This is a genomic window from Bradyrhizobium sp. (assembly GCF_049512235.1).
Lineage (GTDB): Bacteria > Pseudomonadota > Alphaproteobacteria > Rhizobiales > Xanthobacteraceae > Bradyrhizobium.
On record NZ_JBEKXH010000048.1, the window covers coordinates 1 to 22,924 of the forward strand.

A 22,924-nucleotide genomic window follows, 5' to 3' on the forward strand; every position below is an offset into this window, starting at 1 on the left:
TCGAGCCGTTCGTGGAAGGTCTTGGAATCGAGCTCGCCCGAGCCTTCATCGAGCAGGTCGGCGACCAGATTGCCGACGCCGGGCTTGTCGGGGGGGTCCTGCGTCGCGCCGCCGCCGAAGGCATACTCCATGGCGATCAGCGGAACCGTGTTCTCCTGAACGAACCAGGCCTCGATTCCCCCCGGTGAAATCAGATGCTGGATCTGGGCCGCGGCGTGCGAGGCCCTCGGCGCCAGCGCGGTCATCGCCAGACAGGCGGCAAGGATCACGGCCAGGCGCCGCGCGCAAGCTGTCATCGGAGCAGCCTTGAAGTGAGAGGTCTCGAGGGGAGAAGTCTCGAGAGGAGAACTCTTGGCCATGCTCACGAGCGCTTCTCCTCGCGTTTCGGCGTGGTGTCCTTGATCAGATAGCCGGTCACCGAACGTTTCTTGTCGAGCCATTTCTGCGCGGCGTCACGGACCTGTTCGGCGGTGACGGCGCGAATGCGATCCGGCCAGCTCCGGATGTCCTCGATGCTCAGCCCGGTGGTCAGCGCCCCGCCATACCAGCGCGCCAGCGTGGCCTGGTTGTCCTGGGCGTAGATCGCCTCGGCGATCAGCTGGGTCTTGACCCGATCGAGATCTTCGGCGCGCGCGGTGTTTTTCCCGGCATCCGATATCACGCCGTCGATCACCTGCTCGATCTCTGCAAAGCCTGTGCCGGGCTTCGGCGAAACCGAGATCATGAACTGCGTCGCATCGAGCGAGGTGCCCTGATATCCGGCGCCGGCGTTGACCGCGAGCGGGTGGTCGACCACCAGCGCGCGATAGAGATAGGAATTGCTGCCGCCGCCCATCAACTGCGCCAGCACCTCGAGCGCGGGGCTTTCGCCGGCGGCGGCGGTGGCCGCCGACGGAACCAGATAATAACGCTTCACGCTGGGTTGTTCGGCGCGGGGGTCGGACAGCGTCACGGTGCGCGGGGCCACCGGCGTCGGCTCCTGCGGGCGAATACGCCGCGCCGGTATCGCGGGCTGCGGTGCCACCGGGCCGAAAGTCTTTTCCGCGAGCGAGCGCACATCGCCGGCATCGACGTCGCCGGCGATCACCAGTATCGCATTGTTCGGGGCATAAAACCGCCGGTAGAACGCCAGCGCGTCCTCGCGGTCGAGATTCTCGATTTCCTGGTGCCAGCCGATGACGGGGCGGCCATAGGGATGATTGAGATACAGCGCCGCCATGATCTGCTCGGTCAGCCGGGCTTCCGGATTGTTGGCGACCCGCATGTTGTATTCCTCAAGCACGACGTCGCGCTCGGGGAGCACATTTTCATCCCTGAGGATCAGGCCGGTCATGCGATCGGCCTCGAACTCCATCATGCTGGCCAACTGCTCGCGCGGGACACGCTGGTAATAGCCGGTGTAATCGGTCGAGGTGAAGGCGTTCTCGTTGCCGCCGACCTTGAGCACGGTCTGGGAAAATTCACCCGCGGGATGCTTGCTGGTGCCCTTGAACATCAAATGTTCGAGAAAGTGGGCGAGGCCCGATTTGCCCGGGGTCTCGTCGGCGGAGCCGACCTTGTACCAGATCATCTCGGTGACGACCGGGGTGCGGTGATCTCCGATCACCACGACCTGCAGGCCATTGCCGAGGGTAAACGAGGCGGGGGGCGCCGAGGTGATCGTGGTCTGGGCGCGAAGACTGTCGGCGGAGACTGCGAATGCAAGGAGCGTGATGAAAAGCGCGAAGGCGAAGCGAAGCGAGGGCATCATGACCTGTCTGGTGATCCGAACGGAGTGTTCGGGATGAAGCCCCCGCATACCCTACACCGCGCCGCCGGTAGCCGGCGTCACGAAACCGAGAGACAGGCGCAGCTAGTCGCCATATTTGCCCGAGGCCGGATCATATACCTTGTTGAGGGATTCCTTGGGCCCGGTGCCGTAGGCAAAATTCGGTGACGGCGTCTGGTATCCGGGGGGAGGCTGGGTCAGGGATTGCCGGTCCGGCTCACCCTTGAAGGGGGTGGTCTCGGTTTTGGGGCCGCCAAAAAGAGTGCTCAACTTGCCGTCAAAACCGAGTTGCGTCGGGCTGAGAATTGGATTGGTGGAGTTGCTGCCCGGCTCGAGCGGATCGTTGCTGGTGCGTGCAGGTGCAGCCGTCCTGCCGGCATTGAGTTCGCTCGGGGTCAGGAGGCGGCTCGCTTCCCGCGGATCCTTGTTGTCTTTCTTGCGGGCGGCGATCGCAGCCTTGCGACGTGCCTCATCGGGATCCTTCGGCCAGTTCGGATCCTTGATCTCGCTCTTGAGTTTTTCCGGCGGCGGCAGATCGAGCTTGGGAGGCACCACCAGTGGGGACCGCTCGCGATAGTCGATGCCCCGGTTTTCCATATTGGTACCGCCGATGCCGGCCATGATGCCTTCGATGACCTTTTCCTCGAAGGTCTTGTCGTCCTCGTCGTCTTCCTGGGCGCGGGCGGCTCCGGCCGTCATCACCAGCCCAACCCCCACAGCTACGGTCAAAAGCCGCAGCGCGCGGGACGTCGCTGCCGGCCAGTTCTGCACAAACCTACCGCGGACTTCGGTCCTGCGCATGGTACTATTCCTGTTCAACAAGTCTCAATGACTCTTCCGCTTACTCTTCCGCTGGCGTCCGCCGCTTCAAGGCGCGACTTGCGAATCCTCGAGCAGAGTTAAGCTCTGAGGTTCCTATCAGCCGGGATCAGGGCGCTTTTACGGCGGGTACCCCCTGGAAGGAATCATACAGCAGCGCTGCTACCCCGGCAACGATGGCGACGTCGGCAAGGTTGAAGACGTACCAATTGAAGGTATTTCCGCCGATCTGGACGTGAAACAGGGCGAAATCGACCACCGCGCCATAGGCGAAGCGGTCGATGGCGTTGCCGACGGCGCCGCCGATGATCAGCCCCAGCGCCAGCCTGGCGATCAGGGTGCGCGACCGCGCCATCCAGATCGAAAGCACAACCACCGCGATCGCCTTGACCGCGAGCAGGATAGCCTGGCCGGCCGCGCTTTCATTCTGGAACCAGCCGTAGCTGATCCCCGTGTTCATCGCCAGCACCAGATCAAAGAACGGCGTGACCCTGACCGCGCCAAGGCGGCGGATATCGAACACGAACAGCAGCCACAGCTTCGAGGCCTGATCGACCGCAAGCGCAGCGAGAGCGGCGATGACGCCGGGGCGCAGCCGAGAGATCAAACAACCACCCCCAGCGCCTTCCACTCGCGCAGCGCCTTGGCATCACGCGCCGACACGTCGGGATAACAGGCGTCGCTGCCGACATCGGGCAGGATCTTCCACGAGCGCGCGCATTTTACCCCCCGGGCCTTCTCGACGACGACAGCGACGCCTGGCACCTCGTTCAACCGGAACGCACCGGCTGGGGCGTCCTCATTGCTGGCCTGGGCATTCGAGGTAATGCAGACCTCGGCCAGATCGATATCGAACAGGGTAGCAAAAATCTGGGGATCGGAGACGTAGACCAGGGGCGAGGCTTCCAGCGAGGAGCCGATGCGCTTGGCGGCGCGTTCGACTTCCAGCGCGCCGGTGACGACGCGGCGGACGTTCCTGACGATGTCCCATTTCGCGGCCAGTTTTTCGTCGCGATAGCTTTCTAGACCCTCGGGAAGCAGCGTCAGATGCACCGATGGCTCGGCATCGGGTCTGAAGAGACGCCAGGCTTCGTCGCAGGTAAAGCTCAGGACCGGCGCGAACCAGCGCAGGATCGCATCGCAAACGATATCGATCGTGGTGAGCGCGGCCTTGCGCGCCAGCGACGATGGCGGGTCGCAATACAGGGCGTCCTTGCGGATGTCGAAATAGAACGCCGACAATTCGCTGTTCATGAAGGCCGACAGGCTCGCGATCACGGTCTTGTAGTCGAACTCGGCATAGGCCTTGCGCACGATGGCCGCCTGGCCGGCGAGTTCATGCAGCATCAGCCGCTCCAGTTCGGGCATGTCGGCAGGCGCGACCGCCTCGCCGCGTTTGAAGTGGTGCAGCGTGCCGAGCATCCAGCGCATCGAGTTGCGCAGCTTGCGGTAGGTCTCGATGGTGTTTTTGAGGATTTCCGGACCGATGCGCTGGTCGTCGGCGTAATCGGTGGCGCAGACCCACAGCCGCAGGATGTCGGCGCCGGATTGGGCGATCACCTTCTGCGGCTCGACCGTATTGCCGATCGATTTCGACATCTTGCGGCCGTTTTCGTCGAGCGTGAAGCCGTGGGTGAGCACGATGTCGAACGGCGCGCGGCCGCGGGTGCCGCAGCTTTCCAAAAGCGATGACTGGAACCAGCCGCGGTGCTGGTCGCTCCCTTCCAGATACATCACGGTGTCATCGCCGCCATCGACCTTGCGCCGGATGCCGGCGAGTCCCGGAAAGTGCACGGGATCTTCCAGCACGAAAGCATGCGTCGAGCCGGAATCGAACCAGACGTCGCAGATGTCGTCGACCTTCTTCCATGCTTCATTGGCGAGCGAGCCGAGGAAGCGTTCGCGGGCGCCGTCCATGTACCAGGCGTCGGATCCTTCCTGCTCGAAGGCTGCCGCGATGCGCGCGTTGACGGCCTCGTCCTGCAGGATTTCGGCCGACCCATCGCCCATTTCGCGCACGAACACCGCGATCGGCACGCCCCAGGCGCGCTGCCGCGACAGCACCCAGTCGGGCTTGGACTCGATCATGCCGTTGATGCGGTTCTGGCCCGATAACGGCACCCATTGGGTGACCGAAATCGCATGCAGCGCGCGGGCGCGCAAGGTGTCGCCGGGTTTGGCCTTGCCGTCATCCGCGATCGCCTTGTCCATGGCGATGAACCATTGCGGGGTGTTGCGGAAGATCACCGGCTTCTTCGAGCGCCAGGAGTGCGGGTACTGATGCTTGAGCCGGCCACGCGCCAAGAGCATGCCGGCCTCGATCAATGCCTTGATCACGGCCTCGTTGGCGTCGCCCTTCTCGCCCTTGTCGTTGATGACGCGTTTTCCGACAAAACCGGGTGCTGCATCGGTGAAGGCGCCGTTCTCGTCGACGGTGTAGGGGATGGTGGTGGAGATGCCCCGCGCCGCAAGAAGTGGAGCATTCGCCATCCAGACGTCAAAATCCTCGCGGCCGTGGCCGGGCGCGGTGTGCACGAAACCGGTGCCGATGTCGTCGGTGACGTGATCGCCATCGAGCAGGGGGACGACGAATTCGTAGCCACCGGCGAAGCCCGCAAGCGGATGCTTGCAAGTCGCCCCGGCTAGATCGGAGCCAGACAATTCCCGTTTGAGTTCATAGCCATCAGCGGCAATTTTTGCGGCTCGAAATACCTCTGCCGCTAACGTCGTTGCGATGACGTAGTACTCACCGGCCTTTGCCCAGTTGCCTTCGGGGGAATTATTGACCTTGTATAGGCCGTATTTGATTTTCGACGAGAAACTGATCGCGCGATTGCCGGGCAGCGTCCAAGGCGTTGTGGTCCAAATCACGACGGAAGTCTTTTTCCAAATGCGATCCCATTCATAGACATCTTCGTTTTCGAACCGAGCCTTCGGCTCAATCTCGGTGATCGGAAACTTCACCCACACCGTATCGCTGGTAAAATCCTCGTACTCGACCTCGGCTTCGGCCAGCGCGGTTTTTTCCACCACGCTCCACATCACCGGCTTGGAGCCGCGGTAGAGCGTGCCGTTGGCGGCGAACTTCATCTGCTCGCGCGCGATCTGGGCTTCGGCGAAATAGTCCATGGTGGCGTAGGGGTGATCCCAGTCGCCGATGATGCCGAGCCGCTTGAATTCCTCGCGCTGCACGTTGAGCCAGTGTCCGGCATAGGCGCGGCACTCTTTCCGGAACGCGACCATGGCCGCCGAATCCCGGAAATCCGGCTTTGGCCTGCCCTTGGAGCGGTAGTTCTCCTCCTCGATCTTCCATTCGATCGGCAGGCCATGGCAGTCCCAGCCCGGCACGTAGTTGGAATCGAAGCCCAGCATCTGCTGGCTCTTGGTCACCACGTCCTTGAGGATCTTGTTCAGCGCGTGCCCGATATGGATGTTGCCATTGGCGTAGGGCGGGCCGTCATGCAGCACGAATTTGGCGCGGCCCTTGGCGCTCTCGCGTAGTTTGGCATAAAGGCCGATCTCGTTCCAATGTTTGAGGATTTCCGGCTCGCGCTGCGGCAGGCCGGCGCGCATCGGGAATTCCGTCTGCGGCAGGAACAGGGTCCTGGAATAGTCTTTGGCGTCGGATTTTTGCGGCTTTTCGGACATGGAGGCTCTGGTTGGCTCAAAGGGCGCTGAGAGGCGATTGATTCGCGGGTGAATTCCCGGTCTTGCGCCGAGCCGAAACTCAGGCGGAAGCCGGGCCGCTAATTCCGATGGTGCGCCGCGCAAACATGCGGCTTCCATAGCAGCCGGGCGGGGAATCGCAAAGCCCTGACGAAGGGACCCACCTTGGGCCGGAAACCGCGCTGTTGCGGATTCCTTCAAAGATACTAATCTATTGATTGATGGAGAGAAATTCAGGGGTGTCAGGCCGCTGGCGGAGACCTACGAGAGGTTTAAGGAGCTCCGCCGACAAGGCGGGGGGGACTCCGAATTGCAGTCGAGGATCGGACTGCAGCTCCGTGCGATGTACGACGACGTCGTCAGGTCAGGTGTTCCAGACAGTTTCGCGGAACTTATCAGAAGACTCGATAAGCCGGAAGATGCCACCGGTGTATCACGCCAATCCGATAGCCTCTTCAGGACGCTCGAAATCAAAACTCTCGCCGACCGGGTTTTTGGCGCGGAAGAAAAAGCGGAGGCTTGGCTGCACCGGCCGAATGTATCCTTATCAGGCCAACGACCCGTCGATCTTCTGAAGGACGAACTCGGCGCCGCTGTCCTTCGCGAACTGCTCGAACGGATTGATCACGGAATTTTTTCCTGAGCCCGCCACATGGAGCTCTGGCGGGTGAGCGGAAATTTTCAGCCCACGATGCCTAGTTCCGGGAACGCCCCGGGCGCGGCCGCCAGCATGGCGCGGGCGCGGGCCGAGTCGTCATCCATTTGCCGTACCAGCGCTGCCACGCTGTCGAATTTCAATTCCTCGCGGATGAAGCCGATGAAGGCGACATCGAGGGCGGTGCCATAGAGATCGCCCTTGAAATCGAACAGGAACACTTCAAGCAGCGGCGCGCCATTGTCGAAGGTGGGGCGGCGGCCGAAGCTCGCGACGCCGTCGAAGCGCAGTTGCTCCTTGCCTTGGTCCTTGCCCTCGCCGCGGCCGACCCGCACCGCGTAAATGCCGTGCCTGAGGCCGCAATGGCTGTCGAGACGGATGTTGGCTGTGGGATAGCCGAGATCGCGGCCGCGTTTCTCGCCATGGATGACCAGGCCTGCCACGAACCACGGGCCGCCGAGCATGGCGGTCGCGTCCTCGATCTGGCCTTCCGCCAGCGCCATGCGGATCGCGCTGGAGGAAACCGGCCGTTCCTCGATATCGACGTGGGGCTGGACGTCGACTTCGATACCGAGCCGGGGTGCTTCGCTGACCAAAAGGCTCGGCGAGCCCACGCGCCCCTTGCCGAAATGAAAATCGTAGCCGACCGCGATACCGCTGATCCCGAGCCGCCCGATCAGGTCATGGCGAATGAAATCCTGCGCCGATGTCCCGGCGCGCGCCTTGTCGAAGCTCATCACGACCGCGCCCGCAAGCCCGGTTCCGGCCAGAAGCCGCAGTTTTGCGGTCTCGTCGGTGAGCCTGAACTGGGGGGTGTTCGGGCTGAAAAAGCGGCGCGGGTGCGGTTCGAACGTCAACGCCAGCGCCGGCCGGCCATGGGCGCGCCCCATCTCCAGGGCGGCGGCAATGACCGCGCGGTGGCCGAGGTGGACGCCATCGAAATTACCCATGGCCACCACCGCTCCCCTGGGGATCGCGACCGCAGGCGTGGCATCGCGGATAATGGTAAAGCCAGACGTCATTCCAGGAATTCTTCAAGAACGCTCGGGTTTGGGACGGGGCGGGACCGTGACTTGGCGGACCCTCCGAAGTCAAGCGGGTCCGAACCGGCTCGCTTGCGGGCCACCGGTCGATTCTTTCCGCAACGCCGGCGATTAACGGGCTGTTTAACGGCTGGTGCTAGTTCTGGGGACCGACGGCGGGGAATTTTCGGTTTTGCGGGTCCGTTGATGATTTGCGGCGACAGGTAGCGTGCGGGGGATACAAGATGGCGGTTGACAGATCGATGTCGGTACTGGTGGTGGACGACTACAACACCATGATCCGCATCATCCGAAATCTTCTGAAGCAGCTTGGCTTCGAGAATATCGACGACGCCAGCGATGGCTCGGCGGCGCTCAACAAGATGCGCGGCAAGAAATACGGGCTGGTGATCTCGGACTGGAACATGGAGCCGATGACCGGCTATGACCTGCTCCGGGAGGTACGTGCCGATCCCAATCTGGCCACCACGCCGTTCATCATGATCACAGCGGAATCCAAGACCGAAAACGTGATCGCCGCCAAGAAGGCGGGCGTCAGCAACTATATCGTCAAGCCGTTCAATGCCGCCACGCTGAAGACCAAGATCGAGGCGGTATTTCCTGACCTGGTGATGACGTAAGCCCCTACCACCTCAGCTCCCGCGTCAGCGCCCGCGGCGGATGGCCGAACAACTCCTTCACCGAGGCGGGGTCGAACTGATCGATGCCTTCGAAGTCCTCGGCATGGATGCCCCGTGTCACGAACAGGCAGTCAATCCCGAAGCCGTGCGCGCCCGCCAGATCCGTCCGCACGGAATCGCCGATCGCGAGCACGCGGTCGAGCGCGATCGCATGGCCGTGACGCTTGGCGGCGAGCTCCATGGCGCGCTCGTAGATCGGCCGGTGCGGCTTGCCGTAAAAGATCACTTCGCCGCCGAGTTCGCGGTAGAGTTCGGCGATGGCACCGGCGCAGTAGATCAGGCGATCGCCGCGCTCGACGACAATGTCGGGATTGGCGCACACCAGCATCAGCCGGCGCTCGCGCGCCTGCAGCATCATCTGCCGGTAATCCTCAGCCGATTCGGTTTCATCGTCGAACAGGCCGGTGCAGACGATGTAATCGGCCTGCTCCAGCGGCGCCAGCACCGGATCCAGCCCGCGATGGATTGAACTGTCGCGCTCCGGGCCGATCCAGAACATCTTGCGCCCGGGATGGTCGGCGACGAAATGCCGGGTCAGATCGCCCGAGCTGACGATGGCATCATAGGTGTCGTCGGCCACGCCGAGCTTGCGCAATTGCCGCTGCACGGAATCCGCGGGCCGCGGCGCGTTGGTAATTAGGATCACGGTGCCGCCGCGGCTGCGAAAGCGGTGCAGCGCCTCGCAGGCTTCGGGGAATGCCTCGAGACCATTGTGGACCACGCCCCAGATATCGCTGAGCACGACCTCGACCTCAGCAACGAGGTCGCTCAGCCTGTCGACAAAGCGGAGCGCGGTCATGATGATCTCAACTCAAATGCCGGTCAGCCGGGGCCGGCAGCGCGTCGCGCCAGCGCGGCGTTGCCGGTCGTCCGCGGGGGTGCGGCGGCCACTCCCTCGACGGCAGCATTTTTAGCGGAGCCATTGGATTCCTGCGCCCTGTTCGAAGCTGCTCCGCCGGTAGCAGATGCGCCTTCGGGCCGCAACGGCCGGGGGGGAGCAAACAGGAATCCCTGCCCGAAGCGCACGTCATAGTCGAGCAGATCGACCACCGCACGTTCGCCTTCGATCCGCTCGGCGATCAGGTCGATGCCGAAGCGACCGAGCAGATCCGAAAGATCGGAGGGATGTATATCGGACGTCGAAGTCTGCTTTTGATCGAGCAAGAGCGCAGCCGGCACCTTGATGAAGCGGACGCCGCGGTCGGCCAGCTCGCGCGGTTCGATCCGCAGATCGGTGACGTGATCGATGGAGAAATGGTAGCCGCGCTGCGCCAATGCCGCGAGATTCTCGGTTTCGACCGGGCCCAGATTGCGAAACGTCGCCTGCTTGAATTCGAGCACGAAAGACGGCGCCAGCGCGCGGTTGGCTTCGAGGAAATCGAGGCATTGCCCGAACGTCGTGGAATTGCCGAGAGTCGCGGCGGCGACGTTGCAGAACACGCCGACGTCCTTGTTGCGCACCATCAGCCGGCGCAGCACCTGCACGCACCGGAGCATCACCATGTGATCGATCCGCCCGATCAGCCCGGCAGCTTCAGCGACGCCGATAAAATCGTCGGCGGCGAGCATCTGATCCTTTTCGTCGCGCAGCCGCGTCACCGCCTCGTAGAATCGCACCTTGCGCTGCGGCAAGCTCACCATCGGCTGCAGATAGATATCGATCCGGTTCTCGTCGACCGCGCTTCTGACCGCACTTAAAATCTGCGACTGGCTGCGGGAGGGCGCGGCCGCGCCGCTCACGGCGGCGGGGGCGGCCGGCGCCGCCGCGAGGCCCCGGTCGTCGGCGGCGAGCGTCGGCTCTTTCTGCGCATCCTTGTTCGCTGCGACGGCCTGCGCCGCGGCGGCGTCGGCCGCGGCCGAAGCCAGCATGTCGTCATGCTGGGCGACCGAGACCGCAAGCTGCCTGACCATTGCGCCCAGTTCGTTGATTTCGCCGACCACCGTCTGAATGCGGTCGGCGCCCGCCGAGTTTACCGATGCCACCCGGGCCTCGATCGCGGCGAGGCGGCGCCCGAATTCGGCGATCTGGCGCGCGAGGTCGGCGGTGCCGCGCGACAAATCCGCGATCTGGCCCCCGACGTCGCTGCGGTCGCGCAGCCGCATCGACACCGCGTTGTAGAGAACGAGGAAGGTCAGCGCGGTGAGCGCCGCGATCGCGGATGCCGTGCCGTTGATGCCGGCCACCGAATAAAGCATCAGGCCGAGTGACGCTGCGACCAACACCATGCATATGGCGATGAAAATCGTTGAAATACGGATCATGTTGCGCGCAACGCCCTTAAATGCCGGTCTTCTGGGAGTTACAGCATGAGCCTATTGTATCCCCTGAAGTGCGGCAAGCTTAGCATTATTGTTGATTCGAAAAGCCAGTGTTCTTCGGGCACGCCGGAACTGCTTGTATAACTCGTCGGCCATCGCGGCGCGCGGGCGCAGCTTGGCTAGCCCAGCGCTTCCGAAGTTCTGATCATATCGACGCTTGCGATGCTGCGCTCCCTCTCTCGCTCTTCGCGGGGGAGGGTCGGGGTGGGGGAAGCTCCGGGCGAAAATCCATCGATCGGGTATCGCGGCCACACGTAACCAACACCGCCGATGCTGCGCCCCCACCCCACCCTCCCCCGCGAAGAGCGGGAGAGGGAGTGAGAGGCCAATGCCCGTAGCCTGAGGGCCTCGGTTCTGATGCGATCAGAACCGAGGCCCTGGCGGCGAGAGGCGAGCAAGCAGACCGTTACGCCACCGCGCGGATCACCTTGGCGACCTTCTCGACGATCTCGCCGATCTGGTCTTCGCTGATGATCAAGGGCGGCGTCAGCGCCAGCGTGTCGCCGGCAATGCGGAGCATCAGGTCGTTGTCGTGGAACGCGCTGTTCAGACTGTCGAAGCCGCGCTTGCCGGGCAGCTCCGGGCGCGGTGCGAGATCGATGCCCGCCGTCAGCCCGACGGTGCGGATATCCAGCACATTCGGCTCGCCTCGCAGCGACATCACCGCGTCGGCGAATTTCGGCTCCAGGCTCTTGGCGCGCTCGAAAAGTTTTTCGTCGCGGTAGATGTCGAGCGTCGCCAGCGCGGCGGCGCAGGCCAAGGGATGCGCCGAATAGGTATAGCCGTGGGCAAGCTCCACGATGTGCTCCGGACCGCTCATGAAGGCGTCGTGGATGGTGTCGCGCACCAGCACGCCGCCCATCGGCGCCGCGCCGTTGGTGACGCCCTTGGCAAAGGTGAGCATGTCCGGCAGTACGCCGTAGCGTTCCGCGGCGAAGGCAAAACCGAGCCGGCCGAAGCCGGTGATGACTTCGTCGAAAATCAGGAGAATGCCGTGTTTCTGGGTGATCTCGCGCAGCCGCTTGAGATAGCCCTTGGGCGGCGGCAATACGCCGGTCGATCCCGCCATCGGTTCGACGATGACGGCGGCCATGGTGGAGGCGCCATGCAGATTGACCAGCCGCTCCAGTTCGTCGGCGAAATGCGCGCCATATTCCGGCTCGCCCTTGGTGAAGGCTTGCTTGTCGCGGTCATAGGTGTGGGGAAGATGGTCGACGCCGGCCAAAAGCGTTCCGAACATCCTGCGGTTACCCACGATGCCGCCCACCGCCGTGCCGCCAAAGCCGACGCCATGATAACCGCGCTCGCGGCCGATCAGGCGGGTCCGCGTGCCATGGCCCTGGGTTTGATGATAGGCCAGCGCGATCTTGAGCGCGGTATCGGCAGCCTCCGATCCGGAGTTGCAGAAGAAAACGTGATCGAGGCCTTCGGGCGCCAGATCGGCAATCCGGCTGGCGAGCTCGAAGGCCTGGGGGATGCCGAACTGGAACGGCGGGGCATAATCCAGGGTCTCGGCCTGCTTGGCGATCGCAGCCGATATCTGGGTGCGGCCGTGACCTGCATTGGTGCACCACATGCCCGACGCGGCATCGATGATCTTGCGGCCGTCGACGGTAAAATAGTACATGTCTTTAGCGCCGGCGAGCAGCCGCGGCGCCTTTTTGAAGGCCCGGTTGGCGGTGAACGGCATCCAGTGCGCCGCAAGGTCGTTGGGCACATTGACGGTTGTGGGGCGTGGGCTTTTGTCCAGCATGAGGGCCTCTTGAAGATTTCGGGGCGTGTCGGCTTTGTCGCAAACTATCAGTTGCGGTAGGGAAAGGCCATGACCCGCTCTATTTCCGCCGTCTCGGGTGGTTTTGGGAAACTTGAGCCTTAAGGCTCCTTTGCAGCCGCAGCGGCGGAATTCGCGAGATCGGCGGCGCCGATCCAGAACACCTCGCCATCGGAGGCTTCCGTGTCCAGCCACCATAACGGCAGCTGCGGCCATTCGGCTTCGAGCCGGTCGCGGCCACGGCCGATCTCGCACAGCAACCCTCCCTGTGGCGTCAGGTGCCGCCCCGCCTCATTCAAAATGCGCCTGACGATGGCGAGCCCGTCGGCGCCGCCATCAAAGGCGAGCTTGGGCTCGGCGCGGCATTCGCGCGGCAGCGCCGCCATGCCCTGCGCATCGACATAGGGCGGATTGGCGATAATCAGGTCGTATTGCCGGTGGCCCAGGGGCTGGAACAGGTCGCCGCGATAGAGCGTCACCCGGTCTTCAAGTCCGTAGTCGGCGACGTTACGGGCGGCCACTTCGAGGGCGCCCTTGGAAATGTCCACCGCATCTATTTTCGCATTGGGAAATTTCTGGCTGGCGAGGACGGCGAGGCACCCCGAGCCGGTGCAAAGGTCGAGCACATCAGCCACTTCAGCGGAATCCTCGATCAGCGCGCCCTCAGCCTCGTCATCGGCGCCGCCAAAATGGGAGTCGAGCAATTCGCCGATGAAGGAGCGCGGTACGATCGCGCGCTCATCGATATAGAAGGGCAAGCCGCGCAGGTAGATCTTGTTGACCAGATAGGCGGCGGGTTTCCGGCTCACGGCGCGGCGCGCAATCACATCGAGAATTGCTTTGGCCTCCGGCGCGGTGACCCTTGCGGTCGCGAACATCTCGAACTGGTCGGGGTGAAGATGCAGGGTCTCGCAGACCAGGAAGGCCGCCTCGGCGACGGGATCGGTGGTGCCGTGGGCGAACACGAGGCCGGCCGCGATGAAGCGGCTGACCGCATAGCGGACGAAATCGAGCAGCGTTTGCAGCTCGGTGGATTTCACTTGCGGAAATTGCGGCGCCGCGCGGCCGCGCCCCGCGCCGGCTTGCGCGCGCTTGGCCATCAGGATTTGGTCCAGCGCGCGGCGGCGGCGTCATCGTGCGCGCGGGCCTCGACCCAGCCCGTCCCATCGGCGCTTTCCTCGCGCTTCCAGAACGGGGCGTTGGCCTTCAGATAATCCATCAGGAACTCCGCGGCCTGAAAGGCCGCCTGCCGGTGCTGCGATGCCGTCAGCACCAGCACGATATTTTCGCCGGGGGTGATGCGGCCGACGCGATGGATGACCGACAGTCCTGTCAAGGGCCAGCGCGCCATCGCGGCCGCGGCATGGCGCGCGATTTCAGCCTCTGCCATTCCCGGATAGTGTTCGAGCGTCAACGCCGCAATACGCTCGCCGCTTTCGCTCCCCCGGCAAATGCCGCTGAAGCTGACGACAGCGCCGATATCGGTGCGGCCCTTGGTGAGGCCAGCGATTTCGCGCGCGATGTCGAAATCGGCCTCTTGGATGCGGATGGTCACGTCTGCGCTCATCGGGTCATCGCCAACGGGCCGCGAACGCGCGCCCGACGACAGAAAGCGTAGGGTGGGCAAAGGCGCCCTTTGCGCCGTGCCCACCATCTACGGAGGCGAAGAAGATGGTGGGCACGCCGTCGACCCGCGCCTTCGCGCGTCTCGTTGGCTTTGCCCACCCTACGACTGAATCAATCGGTATCATCGCATCGACCCGTCAGCCGCCGGTCATCGGCGGGAAGAAGGCAATCTCGTGGGCGCCGGCTATCATGGTATCTGATTTGACGTGGGCGTGGTCGATCGCGGCCCGGATCACCCGGGGCGTCTCGAAGGCATGGGCGTAGGCCTCGCTGCGCTTGGCCAGCCAGGCCATCAGATCGGCCACGGTCTTGACATCAGCCGGCGGCTCGATGGTTTCCTCCGATGTGCCGACCCGCTCCCGCACCCAGGCGAAGTACTTGATCTTCATGCCTCATCCTCCTTGATGAGGTGATGAATGCCGGCACGGAAATAGTCCCAGCCGGTGTAGATGGTGAATATCGCCGACATCCACAACAAGATGATGCCGATCAGGGTGGTGGCGGGCAATATCTCTTCGCCCGCCTCGCCGGCGATCAGAAAGCCGATCGCGACCAGCTGGATCGTCGTCTTCCATTTTGCGAGTTTGGTAACGGGCACGCTGACCCGCAATCCTGCCAGATATTCGCGCAGGCCCGAGACCAGGATTTCCCGGCACAGGATCACGATGGCTGCCCATAGCGTCCAGCCATGAATGCTGTTGTCGGCCGCCAGCATCAAGAGGCAGGATGCGACCAGGAGCTTGTCGGCGATCGGATCCAGCATCCGGCCGAACGCCGACTGCTGGTCCCAGATTCGCGCGTAATAGCCATCGAGATAATCGGTCACTCCGGCGGCGATGAACACCGCCAGCGCCACCCAGCGCAGCCACAACGGGCCGTCCATGATGGATTGCGCAAAAACGCAGCCGACCACCACCGGGATGGCGGCGATCCTGGCATAAGTCAGGATGTTCGGCAGCGACAGCGAGCTCTTCGCCGCCGCTCTGGTTGTCGCGATGTTCATCCGTCTTACCAATACCGCTCAAGCACCAAGGTCAACCGTGGAGCCACATCAACTGTCTGAGGCAGCGGGCAATATGATTCGGGAACCTATCCTTAACCCGGCTGGGCGTGGAAAAACTCGAAAATCTTGCGTGCGCTTTCCGCACTGACGCCTGGAACCTTGCCGAGATCGGCAATCGACGCCCGCTCGATCTCCTTCAATGTTCCGAAATGATGCAGCAAGGCACGTTTGCGTGACGGTCCGATGCCGGGAATCTCCTGCAATCCCGCCTCGCGAATATCCTTTTTGCGCAACTTGCGGTGCGAACCGATCACGAAGCGGTGCGCCTCGTCGCGCAGCCGTTGAATGAAGTAGAGGACAGGGTCGCGCGGCTCCAGCTTGAGCGGCTCGCGGTCCGGCATGAACAGGGTTTCGCGGCCGGCGTCGCGGTCCGGCCCCTTTGCCACGGCCAGCAGCGTGACCCCGGTCAATGAAAACCCCGCGAAAATCTCCCTGGCCGCATTCAACTGTCCGCGGCCGCCATCGATGATGACAAGGTCGGGCCATTGCGGAAAGGAATCATCATCCGGCCTGGTTTTGGCGGCATCGCCTTCCACGGCCGGTGTCAACAGCCGCTTGAAGCGCCGCTGCAGCACCTCGCGCATCATGGCGTAATCGTCGCCCGGCGTCAGGCCTTCGGAGCGGATGTTGAACTTGCGGTACTGGTTCTTGATGAAACCGTCCGGCCCCGCCACGATCATGGCGCCGACCGCGTTGCTGCCCTGGATGTGGCTGTTGTCGTAGACCTCGATCCGCCGCGGCGGATGCGGCAGCCCGAGCGTGGCGGAAAGCCCCTGCAGCAGCCGGCCCTGGGTCGCGGTCTCGGCCAGCTTGCGACCCAGCGCCTCGCGCGCATTGGTGAGCGCGTGCGCGATCAGTTCCTTCTTCTCGCCGCGCCGGGGCGTGGAAACTTCCACCTTGTAGCCGGCCTTGATGGCGAGCGCGTCCGCGAGCAGCTCGCATTCCTCGATTGGGTGCGACAGCAGGATCAGTCGCGGCGGCGGTTTGTCGTCGTAGAACTGCGCCAGGAACGAGCCCAGCACCTCTTCCGGGGTGAAAGATTTTTCCGCGCGCGGAAAATAGGCGCGGTTGCCCCAGTTCTGTCCGGTGCGGAAGAAAAACACCTCGACGCAGGAATAGCCGGCCTCCTGATGGATGGCGAACACGTCGGCTTCCTCCACGGTGCGCGGATTGATGCCCTGCTGCGACTGGATCGCCGACAGTGCCGCGAGGCGGTCGCGGTAAAGCGCCGCCGTTTCGAACGCGAGTTCGGCGGCGGCCTTTTCCATTTCGCCGGCCAGCTCCTGCTTGACGAGGCGGCTGCGGCCGGAAAGGAAATCCTTGGCCTCCCGCACCAGTTCGGTATAGCCCGGAAAATCGATCTCGCCGGTGCAAGGCCCCGAGCAGCGCCGGATTTGATAAAGCAGGCAGGGCCGTGTGCGGCTTTCAAAAAAACCATCGGTGCAGGAACGCACCAGAAAGGCGCGCTGCAGCGCCGTGATGGTGCGATTGACCGCGCCCGCCGAGGCGAACGGTCCGAAATATTGTCCCGGCCGCGTTTGCGCCCCGCGATGTTTGAGAATTTGCGGCGCCCAGTGATCGCCCGTGATCAGGATATAGGGAAAGGACTTGTCGTCGCGCAACTGGACATTGAAGCGCGGACGCAATTGCTTGATCAGGTTGGCCTCAAGCAACAGCGCTTCGGTCTCGGTCGAGGTGGAGATGATCTCGACCGTCACGGTAGCGGCGATCATGCGCAGGATGCGGGCCGGCTGCAGCGCGCTGGTGCGGGCGTAAGAGGCGAGCCGCTTGCGGACATTCTTGGCCTTGCCGACATAGAGCACGTCGCTGGCCGCATTCAGCATGCGATAAACGCCGGGCGAGGTCGGGGCGTGGCGCACCGCACTATCGATCGCGGCATGGCCGGCCGCCAGCCGGCCTTCGGCCACCGCCTCGCTGGGTTCCTCCGCCGCTTCCGGCAGACGCGGCTCGTCATCCTCCCAGGCGCCGGACGTGGCAGGGTCGATATCGCCGGGGGTGAGGTCCTGCGGCGGCGGATCCGGCCGGTCGGGCGCCGGTTCGGAACCGCGCCGCGCCTTGCGCGGACCGGATGCCTTCGGACTGTCGGTCGAATCTTGATCCATCGGACTGAACTTAAGCGCCGGCACCGCGCATCGCCAGCGCGGCGGCCTCGGCCCAGCGTGGCGTCGCCGCAACGCGCCGCACTCCCGCGCTAACGCTTTCTTAAGACTAACCCGCGGCAGGCGGCAGGCCTTAACAAGCCCTTAACCTAAAAGTCTCGATAAATCTTATCGTTAAAAGCGGAATTCCCTCAACCATGCCGGTGGTCAGGCGCGACCTTTGCGCCGTACCAGCCAAACGGTTGCGGCAGTCGCGGCAGGAGAGTGCGAGATGAACAGGTTCGTTGCCGGCGCAGCGGCGGGGATCGCCGCAGGCTGGATGGTATCGGCGCATGCGGCCGATCTTCCTTATGGCTCGCGCGCGCCCTACACCGTCAATCAGCCGCTCAATGCCTATAGCTGGGCCGGCCCCTATCTCGGCGGCAATCTCGGCTATGCCTGGGGCACGGTCGACAACAATCCGACCAAGCCGTCGGGTTTTTCGGGCGGCGTCCAGGGCGGCTATAACTGGCAGACAGGTCCGATTGTGTTCGGCGTCGAAGGCGACATCCAGGCGACCGGCGCCAACGATACCTTCGCGCCCTGGAAATTTTCCAATCCCTGGTTCGGCACCGTGCGCGGCCGGGCCGGCTACGCCGTCAACAATGTCCTGTTCTACGGCACCGGCGGCCTGGCGTTCGGCGAATTGCTGGGCGAGACCTTCGGCCTGTCGGAATCCCATACCACCGCGGGCTGGACCTTGGGCGTCGGCGTCGAATTCGGCCTGCTCCCGAACTGGAGCGCCAAGGTCGAATATCTCTACGTCGATCTCGCCAACTCCCCCTTCACCATCACGGGTGCGTCGAACGGCATCCAATTCGGTGTGGTGCGCGCCGGCGTCAACTATCACTTCTGATAAAGCATGATCTGGAAAAGTGGGGACCGGTCTTCCGAAAAGATCATGCTCAATTAAAGAGATGAGATCATGATCCGATGCAGTCTAATCGGATCACGATCGAGCAAGAAGAAACTTATCGAACACTGACCTCCCGGCCGCATTGCGGCCGGGATTTTTTTGGCCCGCATGCTTTCAGGATGAAATCACCAGATTAACCGCCTTGGGGCCTTTGCCCTTCTTGTCCGGTTCGACCTCGAATGTGATGCGCTGTCCTTCGGTCAGATCCTTCAATCCGGCCCGCTCCACCGCGGTAATGTGAACGAACACATCGCGGCCGCCGTCATCGGGCTTGATGAAGCCATAGCCACGTTCTCCATTGAAGAACTTGACCGTGCCAGTCATGGCCATCGGGAAACTCCTACGCCGTGCTGCTCCGCCGCTGCGCGAAGCTTCAAGCATAATACGGTTCCCGGCAAATTGCCTACGGTCCTGAACTGACTTTTCGTCGCGCTCGGAAACCCTGGCGGCCGGCCTTCAGGGTTTCGGCGTCTCCAGCCTGAAGCGGCCGGCGCCGCCCTGGCCGAGCGGCTTTTCGAGCTCGGCGAGAACGGCCCGCAGTTCACCCGCCAAGGTCCACGGCGGATTGACGATCAGCAGGCCTGCCGAGACGAGGGCGGGCTCCGATATCTGCGGCGCGACGCTGAACTCCAGACGCAGGCATTTTCCCGGCGACGGGCCGGCCTCGACCGCGGCCGCTACCTGCCGCGCCAGGCTGTCGGTGATGCGCCGGCTTTTCACTGGATACCAAAGCAGGTAGCTGCCGCTGGGCCATTTGGCGAAAGCCTCGGCAAAGCCCGCGGCCATCCGGTCGAATTCGTCTGTCTGCTCGTAAGGCGGATCGATCAGGACCAGGCCGCGGCGCTCCCCAGGCGGTACGAAGGCCGGCAACGCGATCCAGCCGTCGAGGTCGACCACGCGGGCCTGGCGGTCGCGGCGCAGCGCCTCGATCAGGCGCTTGCGCGCATTCGGTTCGACCTCGCATGCGGTCAGGCGATCCTGCGGACGCAGCAGCGCGCGGGCGATCAGCGGCGATCCGGGGTAGGAAGCAAGCTCGCGCTGCGGATTGAAGGCTCTGACGATGTCGAGATAGGGCTTGAGCAGTAGCCCTGTGGCTTCCGAGAACCGCGCCTGCATCACCCGCGCAATGCCGGTCAGCCATTCGCCGCCGCGGTGGGCTTCATCGCCGGTGAGATCGTAGATCCCTGCGCCGGCGTGGGTGTCGATGACCCGAAAGGCGGCCGGCTTTTCCTGCAGATAGGTCAGGATGCGCACCAGCACGATGTGCTTGATGACGTCGGCAAAGCCGCCGGCGTGAAAGGCGTGACGGTAGTTCATGGGGAAAGTTGACGACCCCGTTTGGAGAAGACGCGCGCGTCTTCTGCTCGTTATGGCCGGGCTGACGGCGGCAAATCAGCCGCCCCGGACCGGCGGCATCACCACTTCGTCGCGCCGGCAGGTGCGGCCTTCGATTTCCTCACAGGGACGGAATTGCAGATCCTTGCTCAGGCAGATCCGCACCTCGCTGAGCCGCGCTTTGTTGCAGGTCACCGCGATCGCTGTGGGGGGCAGGCCCGGATTGGCCTTGATGAAGGCGTCGTCGATGGCGGCGGGCGCAATGGTCTTTGGCTCGGACAATTGCAGAAATTCCTCGGGAATTTTCACCGCCGCGCGCGCCTTGCGGATGGTCTCGAAATAGGCCCGCGCGCCCAGTCCCGAGCAGGTGCCGTGCTTGTCCCACTCATTGAAGATCAGCCCGGGCGCCGGCATCAGATCCAGCATCGACGACACGATATTGCGATCGAGCCGCGGCGACGGCCGCTGACAATACTCCGGAAAGCCTTGCTCGTATTGCGGCCACAGGCCGTGAACCACAAAGGAAAAAGGCCGCCCGCCGCACTGGACCTGGGAACGGCCGCTACTGCCGCGCTCCGAGGCCTCCTCGCAGAACGAGGGCGACCACGACAGCGACAATACGTAAAAATCGAATTCGCCGGATGCGTTCTGGCGGCGGTCTTGCGCCGACGCCCGCTCGGCCGCCGCGATGCCTGCCAGCGCCGTCAAGGCGAGCAGGCCCAAAGAAATCAAAAGCCGCGAAATCCAAACCAGACGAAACTCTGACATCGTCGTCCCCCCTTTACCTGACCCCTTGAAAGCTTAGCAGGCGGGGAGAACATTTCAAGAACAAAACGCTTCCAAGAACAAAAAAGAATCCAGCGGGCGGCCAGCCGGGGCGGTTCTATGGCCCGGCGGCCCTGCAGGCCGGATTGTAGGCCCAGTTGCGATCAAGCCCGGTCACGCACCACTCGACCCCCTGGCCGAAGCTGGCAAAACCGCCGTCCTCGATCAGCGAATAATACACTTTGTGCATCTTGCCGTCGCTCAGCATCACCTCACCGCCGCAATAGCGGCGCGGGATGTCATCCGACTGCCAGGGCCGGAACGCAATCTCATGGATCTGGCCATAGGAGGTTATCCTGAGCGAGGAATTCCAGTAAGTGCTTTCCTTTTCCTGGAACTGCGAGGTGATGGTCGACAGCGCCGCTTCGCAAGGCTTGAGCCGGCCGTCATAGCGGGGGCCGGACAGCCAGAAATTCAGCTCCAGCGGATTGGCGGCCTCGGCCGCGCCGGCAAAGACAAAAAGGGCGAGGGCGCCGAGCGCGGCGGCAAGGCCGGGCATTTTAGGGAATTTGTACAGGTCGTGCATGGGCATCCATCCCTCGGAACCAAGGCTTGAAGCATGGCTTGAACAGGCCCGGACGGTGCCGCGAAGCCCGCACGAGGTCAAGAGCGCCGCGGCCACACCTTGCCGATCATCGGCATCGAACGGCAGGCCGTTCTTTTCAAGGCGCCGGAAGCGCTTTAAGGTGTTGGCCTGATGACAAGGAGATGGCGATGCTGATGATACGGGCTGCGGGCTGGGTAGCGGTGTGCGGAATGCTGGCCTGCGCGCCGGCGCGGGCCGATACCGTGCCGCCGTTCAAGGGCAACGACACCGGCGGCATCATCGCCTATTCCCTGGCGGCGCAGTCGGATGTCCGTCAGCTCGCGGTCGACCACTGCGCGTCCTACGGCAAGGTGGTGAAATTCCTGGCCGTGGACGCGCACTATGGCGGCTACGTTTCCTTTGCCTGCCGCTGGGTGCCCTATGGCGCCAGCGACCGGCCGGTGCGTGCGCTGTACTGACCAGGCACCCGGCACGGATGATTTGACACTTGAAGCGGCTTCGACTCGAAGCCTTGTCGATCAACTCGGCAATTAAACCGGGATCCGCACGGTAGCCCGTAAGCCGCCCATCGGGCTGTCGCCGAGCGTGATATCGCCGCCGTGCGAGCGCGCGATGTCGCGGGCGATCGCAAGGCCCAAGCCCGTGCCACCCTCATCCTGGTTGCGGGCGTCATCGAGCCGCAGGAACGGCTTGAATACTTCCTCGCGCATGTGCTGCGGTATCCCCGGTCCGTCGTCCTCGACCGTCACGGTCAGATAACGGTGATCGCGCTGGCCGGTGATGGAGATCGCCTCGCCATGGCGCGCCGCATTGGAGACGAGGTTGCCGAGGCAGCGCTTGAAGGAGGCCGGCTTCACGGTCACCACCGGCAGTCCGCGAAAGGCTACCGTTGCGGTGTGGCCGTTGCGCTCGGCGTCGCTGCGCAGTTCCTCCAGTGCCAGCGCCATATCGGTCGGCTGGGCCTGCTCGCCGCTGTCACCGCGCGCGAAGGCGATATAGTCCTCCAGCATGCCGGACATCTCGTCGACATCCCTGCGCATGCCATCGACCTCGGGACTGTCGCCGATCAAGGCCAATTCGAGCTTGAAGCGGGTCAGGATGGTGCGCAGATCGTGCGACACGCCGGCCAGCATCGCGGTGCGCTGCTCGATCGAGCGCTCGATGCGCGATTTCATCTCGAGAAAGGCGTGCGCCGCGCGGCGTACCTCGCGTGCGCCGCGGGGACGGAAGTTCGGTGCTTCGCGGCCCTTGCCGAAGCTTTCGGCCGCGTCGGCCAGGCGCAGGATCGGCTTGATCTGGTTGCGCAGGAACAGCCACGCCACGATCAAAAGGATCGAGGAGGTGCCGAACATCCAGAACAGGAAAATCTCCGAATTCGGCGCATTGGCCGCGCTGCGCTGGGCGAAGATCTGCATCACGGCGTCGTCAAGCTGGATGCGGATTTCCAGGAGATTGGAGCGGCCGACGGTGTCGATCCAGAACGGCTTGCCGATCTGCTGGCTCAGCTGCCGCGACAGCGACGACAGCGAATAGTCGAGCAGCGAAAAAAACGGCTTTGGACCGGGCGGGGGCATGTCGCCGACGGGGAGGAAATCGATCACCAGTCCGAGCCGCTGCTGGGCGATGCGCCGCAACTGGGTGCGGTCCCTGTCCTGCGGATACCCCTGGTAGACATCGATCAGGCTGGCGACGTCCTGCACCACCGCCTTGGAAAGATCCTGGGTCACGGTGC

At 63.6% G+C, this 22,924-nt stretch carries 21 protein-coding genes and 3 pseudogenes; 5 read left to right on the plus strand and 19 right to left on the minus strand.

Going from position 1 to position 22,924, the window contains the following annotated elements; all coding sequences use genetic code 11:
- The 5 genes and pseudogenes from ABSG20_RS06880 to ileS all read right to left on the minus strand — a co-directional run.
- Positions 1 to 296, minus strand: a pseudogene (locus ABSG20_RS06880) (insulinase family protein); the annotation flags it as partial.
- Between the two features lie 65 nt (positions 297 to 361).
- Entirely contained in the window at positions 362 to 1,750 is a 1,389-nt protein-coding gene (locus ABSG20_RS06885; protein ID WP_423863752.1) for a M16 family metallopeptidase, read from the minus strand.
- A gap of 102 nt (positions 1,751 to 1,852) precedes the next feature.
- Positions 1,853 to 2,569, minus strand: coding sequence for a hypothetical protein (locus tag ABSG20_RS06890; RefSeq protein WP_423863753.1), 717 nt, complete (start codon positions 2,567 to 2,569; stop codon positions 1,853 to 1,855).
- Positions 2,570 to 2,696: 127 nt separating this feature from the next.
- The gene (lspA, locus tag ABSG20_RS06895) at positions 2,697 to 3,191 is read right to left on the minus strand and encodes a signal peptidase II (RefSeq protein WP_423863771.1); all 495 of its coding nucleotides are present in this window, start codon (positions 3,189 to 3,191) and stop codon (positions 2,697 to 2,699) included.
- Positions 3,191 to 6,235 carry an isoleucine--tRNA ligase gene (gene ileS / locus ABSG20_RS06900; protein ID WP_423863754.1) on the minus strand — a complete coding sequence of 1,015 codons (3,045 nt, stop codon included), beginning with the start codon at positions 6,233 to 6,235 and terminating at the stop codon, positions 3,191 to 3,193. The genes lspA and ileS overlap by 1 nt, the downstream gene beginning before the upstream one ends.
- A 268-nt stretch (positions 6,236 to 6,503) precedes the next feature.
- On the opposite strand from ileS, the pseudogene ABSG20_RS06905 reads away from it, so the two are divergent.
- Both ABSG20_RS06905 and ABSG20_RS06910 read left to right on the plus strand, forming a co-directional pair.
- Positions 6,504 to 6,701 (plus strand): annotated as a pseudogene (locus ABSG20_RS06905) (NepR family anti-sigma factor); the annotation flags it as partial.
- 45 nt (positions 6,702 to 6,746) lie between these two features.
- Positions 6,747 to 6,896: pseudogene (locus tag ABSG20_RS06910) on the plus strand (antitoxin Xre/MbcA/ParS toxin-binding domain-containing protein); the annotation flags it as partial.
- A 38-nt stretch (positions 6,897 to 6,934) separates the two neighbouring features.
- Here the strand turns inward: ABSG20_RS06910 and ABSG20_RS06915 are convergent.
- Positions 6,935 to 7,930 (minus strand): bifunctional riboflavin kinase/FAD synthetase, encoded by a 996-nt coding sequence (locus ABSG20_RS06915; RefSeq protein ID WP_423863755.1) that lies wholly within the window; start codon positions 7,928 to 7,930, stop codon positions 6,935 to 6,937.
- A gap of 245 nt (positions 7,931 to 8,175) precedes the next feature.
- On the opposite strand from ABSG20_RS06915, the gene ABSG20_RS06920 reads away from it, so the two are divergent.
- Entirely contained in the window at positions 8,176 to 8,571 is a 396-nt protein-coding gene (locus ABSG20_RS06920; protein WP_423863756.1) for a response regulator, read from the plus strand.
- 4 nt (positions 8,572 to 8,575) lie between these two features.
- Here the strand turns inward: ABSG20_RS06920 and ABSG20_RS06925 are convergent, their stop codons facing one another.
- From ABSG20_RS06925 to uvrC, 8 genes are all read right to left on the minus strand, one after another.
- Positions 8,576 to 9,430, minus strand: a complete 855-nt coding sequence (locus tag ABSG20_RS06925; RefSeq protein WP_423863757.1) for a TIGR01459 family HAD-type hydrolase — start codon at positions 9,428 to 9,430, stop codon at positions 8,576 to 8,578.
- Between the two features lie 23 nt (positions 9,431 to 9,453).
- A complete protein-coding gene (locus ABSG20_RS06930; RefSeq protein WP_423863758.1) occupies positions 9,454 to 10,893 on the minus strand; it encodes an EAL domain-containing protein in 1,440 nt (479 codons plus the stop codon).
- A gap of 463 nt (positions 10,894 to 11,356) precedes the next feature.
- Positions 11,357 to 12,703: an omega-aminotransferase AptA gene (aptA, locus tag ABSG20_RS06935; protein ID WP_423863759.1), complete on the minus strand. Its 1,347-nt coding sequence runs from the start codon at positions 12,701 to 12,703 to the stop codon at positions 11,357 to 11,359.
- A 119-nt stretch (positions 12,704 to 12,822) separates the two neighbouring features.
- On the minus strand, positions 12,823 to 13,821 hold the full coding sequence (gene prmB / locus ABSG20_RS06940; RefSeq protein WP_423863760.1) for a 50S ribosomal protein L3 N(5)-glutamine methyltransferase: 999 nt from the start codon (positions 13,819 to 13,821) through the stop codon (positions 12,823 to 12,825).
- Positions 13,821 to 14,288 (minus strand): molybdenum cofactor biosynthesis protein MoaE, encoded by a 468-nt coding sequence (locus ABSG20_RS06945; protein WP_423863761.1) that lies wholly within the window; start codon positions 14,286 to 14,288, stop codon positions 13,821 to 13,823. The genes prmB and ABSG20_RS06945 overlap by 1 nt, the downstream gene beginning before the upstream one ends.
- Positions 14,289 to 14,484: 196 nt before the next feature.
- Positions 14,485 to 14,736, minus strand: a complete 252-nt coding sequence (gene moaD / locus ABSG20_RS06950) for a molybdopterin converting factor subunit 1 (RefSeq protein WP_423863762.1) — start codon at positions 14,734 to 14,736, stop codon at positions 14,485 to 14,487.
- Entirely contained in the window at positions 14,733 to 15,350 is a 618-nt protein-coding gene (gene pgsA, locus ABSG20_RS06955) for a CDP-diacylglycerol--glycerol-3-phosphate 3-phosphatidyltransferase (protein ID WP_423863763.1), read from the minus strand. Before pgsA ends, moaD begins: the two co-directional genes overlap by 4 nt.
- A 92-nt stretch (positions 15,351 to 15,442) precedes the next feature.
- A complete protein-coding gene (gene uvrC / locus ABSG20_RS06960) occupies positions 15,443 to 17,533 on the minus strand; it encodes an excinuclease ABC subunit UvrC (protein WP_423863764.1) in 2,091 nt (696 codons plus the stop codon).
- Between the two features lie 268 nt (positions 17,534 to 17,801).
- Between uvrC and ABSG20_RS06965 the strand changes: the two genes are divergently transcribed.
- Complete coding sequence (locus ABSG20_RS06965; RefSeq protein WP_423863765.1) at positions 17,802 to 18,425, plus strand: outer membrane protein; 624 nt, start codon at positions 17,802 to 17,804, stop codon at positions 18,423 to 18,425.
- A gap of 174 nt (positions 18,426 to 18,599) precedes the next feature.
- Here ABSG20_RS06965 and ABSG20_RS06970 read toward each other — a convergent pair whose 3' ends face one another.
- The 4 genes from ABSG20_RS06970 to ABSG20_RS06985 form a co-directional block, all read right to left on the minus strand.
- Positions 18,600 to 18,815, minus strand: a complete 216-nt coding sequence (locus ABSG20_RS06970) for a cold-shock protein (RefSeq protein ID WP_028350729.1) — start codon at positions 18,813 to 18,815, stop codon at positions 18,600 to 18,602.
- Positions 18,816 to 18,941: 126 nt separating this feature from the next.
- Complete coding sequence (locus tag ABSG20_RS06975) at positions 18,942 to 19,802, minus strand: 23S rRNA (adenine(2030)-N(6))-methyltransferase RlmJ (protein ID WP_423863766.1); 861 nt, start codon at positions 19,800 to 19,802, stop codon at positions 18,942 to 18,944.
- A 75-nt stretch (positions 19,803 to 19,877) separates the two neighbouring features.
- Positions 19,878 to 20,588, minus strand: a complete 711-nt coding sequence (locus tag ABSG20_RS06980) for a ribonuclease T2 family protein (protein WP_423863767.1) — start codon at positions 20,586 to 20,588, stop codon at positions 19,878 to 19,880.
- Positions 20,589 to 20,703: 115 nt separating this feature from the next.
- The gene (locus ABSG20_RS06985) at positions 20,704 to 21,171 is read right to left on the minus strand and encodes a hypothetical protein (protein ID WP_423863768.1); all 468 of its coding nucleotides are present in this window, start codon (positions 21,169 to 21,171) and stop codon (positions 20,704 to 20,706) included.
- Between the two features lie 188 nt (positions 21,172 to 21,359).
- On the opposite strand from ABSG20_RS06985, the gene ABSG20_RS06990 reads away from it, so the two are divergent.
- Positions 21,360 to 21,650: a hypothetical protein gene (locus ABSG20_RS06990; RefSeq protein WP_423863769.1), complete on the plus strand. Its 291-nt coding sequence runs from the start codon at positions 21,360 to 21,362 to the stop codon at positions 21,648 to 21,650.
- Between the two features lie 72 nt (positions 21,651 to 21,722).
- On the opposite strand, the gene ABSG20_RS06995 is transcribed toward ABSG20_RS06990, so the two are convergent.
- The coding region (locus tag ABSG20_RS06995) for an ATP-binding protein (RefSeq protein ID WP_423863770.1) at positions 21,723 to 22,924 on the minus strand (1,202 nt) is incomplete at its 5' end.